This is a genomic window from Halalkalibacter wakoensis JCM 9140 (assembly GCF_000513095.1).
Lineage (GTDB): Bacteria > Bacillota > Bacilli > Bacillales > Bacillaceae_D > Halalkalibacter > Halalkalibacter wakoensis.
The window spans coordinates 42,338-50,468 of sequence record NZ_BAUT01000025.1; the positions used below are offsets into that span (position 1 = coordinate 42,338).

Here is an 8,131-nt window from a genome sequence, read left to right on the forward strand (position 1 = left end):
CAAGTATATCCAAGTGGGTCATGGGGACAGGTTCCTTGACCCACAGCACAAACCAAGTTCTATTGTAGAAAATAGAACTTGGTTTGTAGGGTTAATCATGAATATAATGCCGGCAATGTTCATGTCTGTCTTTGTTCCATTTTGTCAATTCTCGACAGTTTTCGCACTTATGCCATTCTCCGATGCCTCTGACAAAGACGTTCACCAGTAATTTCAAGTGACACACACCTCCCATTGGATTTTAATGAATTTTATGTGATGCGATGAGTCAGTAGTCTACTTTTTTGTGTGAAAGGGCCTGATGTGGAGGGACCCGTGCTTTGCCCCCGCCCAATTTTTCCCTCACCAAGACAGACGCCCACTCATTTGCGAGTGGATTACATACAGTACTCTTGTAGCCACTCAAAAAGGAGGAATTCTTCATGAGTCATGTTACAGGAAATAGCTTTGCGTTAATCGTCGTGTTATTTATTTTATTAGTGATCGTTGGTGCAGCATATATCGGTTAATGAAAAGAGATGAAAGGCAAGGAGTTATGCTCCTTGCCTTTATTGTTGGGTCATGGGTGGGTCATGGGGACAGGTTCCTTGACCCTTTTTCCAGTAACAAGAAGGATTTTTTGAACAGATGATCGAAAGGTAGATTATCGCCTTAAAATAACGAATCATGTTAGTAGAAGCCCCTCTTTGTCAAGATTAGCAAACACCGCCCGAACCCTTTACAAACAAGAAACTTCAACCAAGCCCCAACCAAAACCCCAACCTTGAGGTGATCCAATCATGCCTAGAAAACCCAGGACAAAAAGCAGAAGCGGAATCTATCATATTATTCTCAGAGGAATCAACAAACAACTTATCTTTGAGGAAGATGAGGATAAAGTGAGATTCATCGAAACGTTGCAGCGTTTCAAAGATAAGTGCCAATACCAAATATACGGCTACTGTTTGATGAACAATCACATCCATCTTTTATTGAAGGAGGAAGGCGAGCCAATTTCGTTGATTATAAAAAGAATCAGCTCAAGCTATGTGTACTGGTTCAATCAGAAATATGAACGAAATGGGCACCTTTTCCAAGAACGATTTAAGAGTGAAAATGTAGAAGATCGAGCTTACTTTTTAACAGTCCTCAGGTACATCCACCAAAACCCCCTGAAAGCAGGTCTCGCGCAAAATGTCTTTGACAGCCCCTGGACAAGTATTCATGACTATATTCACAAGCCGGAATTGGTAGCGATTGATTTTGCGATTTCGCAATTCTCAGCTGAAAAAAATGAAGCCGTAAGAAGATTTATTACCTATATGCAGCAGCTGTCTAATGACATTTGCTTTGATCAAAATATTAGAGAAAGAGTGTCGGATCGTGAGCTCAAAAGCTATATGCGTGAACATGGGGTTAGTAACACGAGCGTTTTGCAACAAATGGATAGAGAAAGCCGGAATGAGATCCTAAGGAAATTAAAACAGCTGAATGGTGTGTCGGGTCGGCAGTTGTCTAGAGTTACAGGAGTTTCGAAGAGTGTGATTCAGCGTTTGTAAGTGGGCCGGGGAACCTGTCCCCCTGACCCACCTCATTATAAGTTCATGAATTTAGGGTATGCGCTTTCAACTGATTTTAATAGCATCGCGATATGACTTAATGTAATCTCTGGATCATAATTGAATTCAATGCTGTACGAGTACTGTGCAAAAACTCTTCCGTTTTTCTCCATAAATTTTATGAATCGAAGTTGGGTATTTACTTCGTTCAGCAGTTTATAGAGCTCTTTCGTTTTTCGAATTGTCTTCCATTGTTGCTATATTGTATATGTTTAGATCTATCAGTTTTTCACTTTTATGAAATGAAATAACGATGACGACTGTGCCTCCAGTTTTCAACGCCTGCTGCGTTCTGAAAAACGTGCCATGTTCATCTTTCGTTTTTTCCATTCGTAAATTTTTTTGTTCTAACATAATTTGGAACAGTTCTGAATTAATCATAAAATCCCCCTGTAATGATGGAATGGTTTCTGCTTCTATTATAACATGGGTCGGGGGGACAGGTTGAAGCCACTGAAAAAGGATTGCCTCACGAACTCACCAACTTATCAACCTACAACAACTTGATTTCGACCGTTTTCTTTGGCTTTAAATAATGCTTTATCCGCGTTGTCGATAAATTCATAAACCGATTCGCCTTTATGTTGTGACATACCAATACTAACGGTAAAATGGATTGGTTCATTTTTGTAGATAAACGCATTTTTTTCTATGTTTTCACGTATTCTCTCGCAAATTTGTTTTCCTTGTTTCAAACTTGTATCAGAAAAAATAATAGCAAATTCTTCCCCACCTAGTCGTGCCACTACATCTGCTTCTCGAACATTCTTTTTGATGATGATCACGACGTGACCCAGTTGAGAGGTGTGGAGGAACTGTGGAAAGTGCTCCTTTATTGAGTGGAGGGGGGCGAACAGATTCGGCGGCGGACAATAAAATGCTGGGATCGGACAATAAATGGCCGGAACTGGACAATAAACCTACTAGTTCGGACAATAAATCAGTCAGATTGGACAATAAACCCGTCAGAAATAGCGGAGAAGTGCCGCCGTCCTGTCTTTCTCCGGGGAAAAAAGGACCAGAACGAAAAAAAACTTCTCGATCATGAAAAAAGGTGGATAATCTGCTGTTTATACAGAGGGTTATCCACCTTTTACGAGATATGCACAAGCAAATTCAGAGATAATTGTCGGGATGTGCCAATATCCACATCTACTCCATCTACCAAAGGGAAGTGGGTCAAGGAACCTGTCCCCCTGACCCACCCATGACCCACTATCCGATCTTTCTCTCGGTAGATCCTGCGACTTTCGCATTTTCATAGAAGTTGTTAAAGTAATCGTTTGTTTCCGCGACAATCACTTTCCATAGAAGAAGAAGAGCGATTAGGTTTGGAATCATCATTAAGGCATTGGCCATGTCTGCAAAAGCCCAAACGGTTGCTAGGTTCGCGATCGTTCCAACTCCACAAGCACCAATGTAAACAAGACGATAGCCAGCAACGCCTCTTGCACCAACTAAATACTCAAAGCACTTCTCTCCATAAACGTACCAGCCAACAATCGTTGAAAATCCGAAGAAAATAACGGAGAAGGCAACGATGTATTCGCCGACTACGCCAAGAACGGATCCGAACGCGGCACTCGTTAAGGCCCCGCCTTCAAGCGTGCCATCATGAGTGACACCCGAGAGCAAACCACCTGAAGGATCCCAGAAACCTGTAATAAGAAGGGTTAGCCCTGTCATTGTACAAACAACAATCGTTACGATAAATGTACCTGTCATCGCAACAAGCGCTTGCTTAACAGGATGGTCAGCGCGTGCGTTACCGGCAATCAATGCTGCTGTACCAAGACCTGCTTCATTTGAAAAGATCCCACGAGCGACACCGTTACGAATCGCTTCGGAAACCACGACACCTAAGAAACCACCCGCTGCCGCAACAGGGTTAAATGCATAAAAGAAAATAAGTTCAAATGCTGGAATAATCATATCAAAATTTAAAACGAGAATTAAGAGAGCTCCACCTATGTAAAGGAACGCCATGATCGGAACGAAAAAACTAGCAACGGCACTAATCCGTTGAATTCCACCAAAAATAATAAAACTAACAAGGACGACTAAAATAACTCCAGTTACCCAGTTTGGCATACCGAAACTATTGCTCGTTACATCTGCAATCGTGTTCGACTGTACACTATTACCAATACCTAGCGCAGCAAATGCACCGAATAAGGCAAATGCGATAGCGAGCGCTTTGAATTTTCGACCGAGCCCTCGTTCAATGTAATACATGGGCCCACTTGAGTATTCTCCATTTTGATTTTTTACACGGTACTTCACGGCTAATAATGCTTCACCATACTTTGTTGCCATACCAAGCAAACCAACAATCCACATCCAAAAAATGGCCCCAGGGCCACCAAGCGTAATCGCGGTTGCCACTCCGGCGATATTACCGTTTCCAATCGTTGCAGCAAGTGCGGTCATAAGCGCCTTAAAGTGACTAACATCGCCTTCTGCTGCCGCATCTTTAGCATCTTCTTTTCCAAAGCCAATCTTAAAGGCATAAATCAGTCTACGAAATTGCAACCCTTTTAAAGCAAAGGTTAGAAACAAGCCGGTCCCAAATAACAAAATTAAACTGGGTGGCCCCCACAATACGTTATTAATTTTTCCTAGTATCTCTAATATATCCATAAAACCCCTCCTAAAAGATAGCGCTTCCAACTGCTGTGATTTGATCACTATGCTATCCTAACATAATAAGAAGGGATTCAGTTTGTGAATTTTTACAAAATGAAAGCGTTTTATTTGTATTTCTTAAACAAACAGTAAGATGCAACCATTGGAAGAAGGTGTTTACATATGAATGGTGAAAACAGACAGATGTTTTCTCGGCCATTTTATTCATTAGAAGAGTTTGTCGATGCGATTAGTGAGCGTTTTCAATGTCCTGTGACCATTGAGGATGCGAATCATCACCTCCTCGCTTATAGTTCTCATGATGAGGAGACAGATGCTGCAAGGGTTTCAACGATTATCGGCAGGCGTGTGCCAGAGCGAGTTATTCATCGTTTTTGGAAGGAAGGTGTGATCCCAACTCTAAATCAAAGCGATGAACCACTTGTTATTCCTAAGATTGGGGATATTGGCCTTGGGAACCGAGTCGCGATTTCCATTCGCCAAAACGAATAGGTGCTCGGCTATATTTGGGTATTAGAAGGTGGGTGTACATTAAACGAACAAGATCTTACTGACTTAAAGTTGATAGCTAGCAAAGCAAAGAATCAACTGCTTCAACTTAATCTTCAAAAGAAGAAAAACGAAAAAAATCATCAAGAACTGCTTTGGCAAATCATTACTGGAGATATAGAAAGTCACGAAACCATTGCCAATCACTTATCAAACATTGGTTTACACGAAAATAAGCCACTAGGAATGATTTTATTCACCTTCGATTCTATGAATCAAGAATTATATAAAAAGAAAGTCTATACAGCAAAAACGATTCAAAAAGTAAATATTCTCATTGAAACACTTGACGAAAATCAACTCATCTTCTTAATTTCACCTACGTCACGAAAAAATGAACGAAAGGATGCCATTGATTTTATTCATACATTCAAAATCCAGGTGAAAGATCGATTCGGCATTACCGGTCTTGAGTCAGGATGTGGCTATATGTATGAAGATTACAACTGTATGAAAAGAAGTTACGATGAAGCAGCCAAAGTGATTGCGTTTAAAAAGGCATTTCCAGAAGAACTCGCGAATGTGACGTTTTATCACGAGCTAGGCGTGTTCCGCTACATTGATCTGTTGAAAAAAACAAAGGAGCTTCAGCAACAGTCTGTAAATCCGGCGATCCAGATGCTTCAACATTATGATTTAGAAAACCGAACGAATTTATTGGAAACACTAGAAGTCATTTTAACAAAGGATGGCAACATGAATGAAGCAGCCAAAGCGCTTCACTGCCATGTTAATACGTTAACGTACCGCCTAAAAAGAATTCAAGAAATCACATCCATTCAATTAAAGGACCCAGTACAAAAGCTTGGGCTCTATTTGGATCTAAAACGGCAATAAGCAACTAGCAAAAGCGATTGGTTAAATCCAACAAACGAACGCTTTCATTTTTTGGGATTGCCCACAATGCGCTCCTCCACAATGCGCTTTATACTAGCGATATAGCAAATATAAATCCCTTTGAGGAGGACGACAAAATGATTATTGGTATTCCAAAGGAAATTAAAAACAATGAAAATCGTGTAGCGATTACGCCAGCTGGTGTCGTAGCACTAACTAATAGCGGGCATGATATTTTAATCGAAAAAAGTGCTGGAGTGGGCAGTGGCTTTGAAGATGCTGATTACACAGCCGCAGGTGCAACAATCATGGATGCAGCAGCCGACGTATGGGCGAAAGCAGATATGGTCATGAAAGTGAAAGAGCCATTAAGCTCAGAGTATGGCTACTTCCGTAAAGGCCTTATTTTATTCACATACTTACATTTAGCTGCTGAGCCAGAACTTGCTCAAGCGCTTGTGGACAGTGGCGTGATTGCGATCGCTTATGAAACAGTTGAAGTAAACCGCACACTTCCACTTCTTACGCCGATGAGTGAAGTGGCTGGTCGTATGGCAGCGCAAGTGGGGGCTCAGTTCCTTGAGAAGCCTAAAGGTGGGAAAGGCATTCTTTTATCTGGCGTACCAGGCGTAAAACGTGGAAAAGTGACGATTATCGGAGGCGGTGTTGTGGGGACAAATGCGGCTAAAATCGCTGTTGGACTTGGGGCAGAAGTAACCATCATCGACCTAAGTGCAGATCGTCTTCGTCAACTTGACGATCAGTTCGGAAATGACATTCAAACATTAATGTCTAACCCGCTAAACATTGCTGAAGCCGTGAAAGAATCGGACCTTGTGATCGGAGCGGTTCTTATTCCAGGAGCAAAAGCCCCTAAGCTTGTCACAGAGGAAATGATCCAATCAATGGCACCAGGTGCTGTTGTGGTGGACGTAGCCGTTGACCAAGGTGGAATCATTGAAACAGCTGACGAAGTGACAACACATGATAACCCAACTTATACAAAACATGGTGTAGTTCATTATGCTGTAGCGAATATGCCGGGTGCTGTTCCGCGCACGTCAACGCTTGGATTAACAAACGTGACGATTCCGTATGCATTGCAAATTGCAAACAAAGGAGTAGCGCAAGCAGTAGCTGAAAACAAAGCACTTGCTCTTGGTGTGAACGTAGCAAATGGCCATGTAACGTACAATGCGGTCGCGCGTGATCTTGGATATGAACTTGTCTCTGTCGAGAGTGCACTTCGCCAAGGTGAAACAGTTTTAGCATAAACATCAATTATAGCAATAAAGTAAATTTAGACCCTCTCTACTGTTTGTTGGAGAGGGTCTATTACTGAAAACAGATGCAAAGAGGGAGGTTGAGCAAGATGAAATTGAGTAGCTACCGAAATACATACGCTGAAATTTCATTAGAGGCAATTGAAGAAAACGCAGCTTCTTTTAAAAATGGGTTAGTTGCTCCAAATTGTCAACTTATGGCGGTTGTAAAAGGAGACGGCTATGGCCATGGAGCAGTCGAAGCTGCAAAAGCAGCCATACGTGGCGGCGCAACGTACTTAGGTGTTGCCATTTTAGATGAAGCACTGGAGCTAAGGCACGCAGGGATAGACGCACCGATTCTTGTATTAGGCTACACGGCACCAGATGCTCTAATAGAAGCAATTCGAAACAACATTTCAATCACAGTTTTTTCCTCTGAAGTTCGTGACGCATTAATAGACCTTGTTGACGTGGAGGAAACACCAATAAACGTTCATCTTAAAGTAGACACAGGAATGGGCCGAGTCGGTGTTCAAACAAGTGACGAATTGCTCGAGCTTGTTAGGCCGCTGTTGTGCGCTAACTATATTCAAATTGAAGGGGTTTTTACGCATTTTGCCGAAGCGGATTCACCTGACTCCACATACACAGATCTTCAGTTTGATCGGCTCATGACCTTCATCCATGCACTAGAAAACGAAGGAATAGCTGTACCAATTAAACATTGTTGCAATAGTGCTGGAACATTATTTCATAAAGAGAAGCACCTGGATATGGTTCGCGTTGGCATCAGCCTTTATGGGCTCAAACCGGATCCATCCCTAGACATGCCAATTATCCTAAAGCAAGCGATGCGGCTTTACTCAAGCATTGTTTCCGTCCGCGAACTTCAAGAAGGGGCATCAATTAGTTACGGCCGCACCTATACTTTGCCAGCTACACGTACAATTGCTACTCTTCCTATTGGATACGCGGATGGATTATCACGAGCGCTATCGAATAAAGGGATCGCTTTGATCAAAGGACAACAAGTGCAAATGGTTGGCCGAGTCTGCATGGACCAAACGATGATCGACGTAACCCACCATCCTAACGCCCGAGTTGGAGAACAAGTCGAATTTCCAATCGATGACATGGCCGAAAAAATTGGAACGATTAATTACGAGATAGTCTGCTCAATCAGCAAGCGCGTCCCAAGACATTACGTGGGTCATGGGTGGGTCATGGGGACAGGTT

Annotated in this window: 10 protein-coding genes; 6 read left to right on the forward strand and 4 right to left on the reverse strand. The window is 42.3% G+C overall.

The window, feature by feature from the left end; genetic code table 11:
- The first annotated feature begins 422 nt into the window (after positions 1-422).
- Both JCM9140_RS23175 and JCM9140_RS11325 read left to right on the forward strand, forming a co-directional pair.
- Positions 423-509, forward strand: coding sequence for a YjcZ family sporulation protein (locus JCM9140_RS23175; protein ID WP_081727666.1), 87 nt, complete (start codon positions 423-425; stop codon positions 507-509).
- A gap of 270 nt (positions 510-779) precedes the next feature.
- Positions 780-1,538 (forward strand): transposase, encoded by a 759-nt coding sequence (locus JCM9140_RS11325; RefSeq protein ID WP_034746209.1) that lies wholly within the window; start codon positions 780-782, stop codon positions 1,536-1,538.
- A gap of 35 nt (positions 1,539-1,573) precedes the next feature.
- Here JCM9140_RS11325 and JCM9140_RS25190 read toward each other — a convergent pair whose 3' ends face one another.
- The 4 genes from JCM9140_RS25190 to JCM9140_RS11345 all read right to left on the reverse strand — a co-directional run bounded on the left by JCM9140_RS25190 (position 1,574) and on the right by JCM9140_RS11345 (position 4,238).
- A complete protein-coding gene (locus tag JCM9140_RS25190) occupies positions 1,574-1,780 on the reverse strand; it encodes a YbjN domain-containing protein (protein ID WP_156314856.1) in 207 nt (68 codons plus the stop codon).
- Entirely contained in the window at positions 1,755-1,979 is a 225-nt protein-coding gene (locus JCM9140_RS11330) for a hypothetical protein (RefSeq protein WP_034746211.1), read from the reverse strand. Before JCM9140_RS11330 ends, JCM9140_RS25190 begins: the two co-directional genes overlap by 26 nt.
- Before the next feature lie 107 nt (positions 1,980-2,086).
- Complete coding sequence (locus JCM9140_RS11335) at positions 2,087-2,383, reverse strand: GGDEF domain-containing protein (RefSeq protein WP_052002213.1); 297 nt, start codon at positions 2,381-2,383, stop codon at positions 2,087-2,089.
- Positions 2,384-2,813: 430 nt separating this feature from the next.
- A complete protein-coding gene (locus JCM9140_RS11345) occupies positions 2,814-4,238 on the reverse strand; it encodes an alanine/glycine:cation symporter family protein (protein ID WP_034746217.1) in 1,425 nt (474 codons plus the stop codon).
- A gap of 168 nt (positions 4,239-4,406) precedes the next feature.
- Between JCM9140_RS11345 and JCM9140_RS24480 the strand changes: the two genes are divergently transcribed.
- The 4 genes from JCM9140_RS24480 to alr form a co-directional block, all read left to right on the forward strand.
- Positions 4,407-4,736, forward strand: coding sequence for a hypothetical protein (locus JCM9140_RS24480; RefSeq protein WP_235715327.1), 330 nt, complete (start codon positions 4,407-4,409; stop codon positions 4,734-4,736).
- Positions 4,737-5,630, forward strand: coding sequence for a PucR family transcriptional regulator (locus tag JCM9140_RS11350; RefSeq protein WP_235715328.1), 894 nt, complete (start codon positions 4,737-4,739; stop codon positions 5,628-5,630).
- A gap of 137 nt (positions 5,631-5,767) precedes the next feature.
- Positions 5,768-6,904 (forward strand): alanine dehydrogenase, encoded by a 1,137-nt coding sequence (gene ald, locus JCM9140_RS11355; protein ID WP_034746220.1) that lies wholly within the window; start codon positions 5,768-5,770, stop codon positions 6,902-6,904.
- A gap of 98 nt (positions 6,905-7,002) precedes the next feature.
- Positions 7,003-8,131: alanine racemase (alr, locus tag JCM9140_RS11360; protein ID WP_034746223.1), on the forward strand; the 1,129-nt coding region annotated here is incomplete at its 3' end.

Coding starts and splice junctions, on each gene's coding strand:
- JCM9140_RS23175 (WP_081727666.1), top strand. CDS start 423: ATGAGTCATGTTACAGGAAATAGCTTTGCGTTAATCGTCGTGTTATTT.
- JCM9140_RS11325 (WP_034746209.1), top strand. CDS start 780: ATGCCTAGAAAACCCAGGACAAAAAGCAGAAGCGGAATCTATCATATT.
- JCM9140_RS11330 (WP_034746211.1), bottom strand. CDS start 1,979: ATGATTAATTCAGAACTGTTCCAAATTATGTTAGAACAAAAAAATTTA.
- JCM9140_RS11345 (WP_034746217.1), bottom strand. CDS start 4,238: ATGGATATATTAGAGATACTAGGAAAAATTAATAACGTATTGTGGGGG.
- JCM9140_RS24480 (WP_235715327.1), top strand. CDS start 4,407: ATGAATGGTGAAAACAGACAGATGTTTTCTCGGCCATTTTATTCATTA.
- ald (WP_034746220.1), top strand. CDS start 5,768: ATGATTATTGGTATTCCAAAGGAAATTAAAAACAATGAAAATCGTGTA.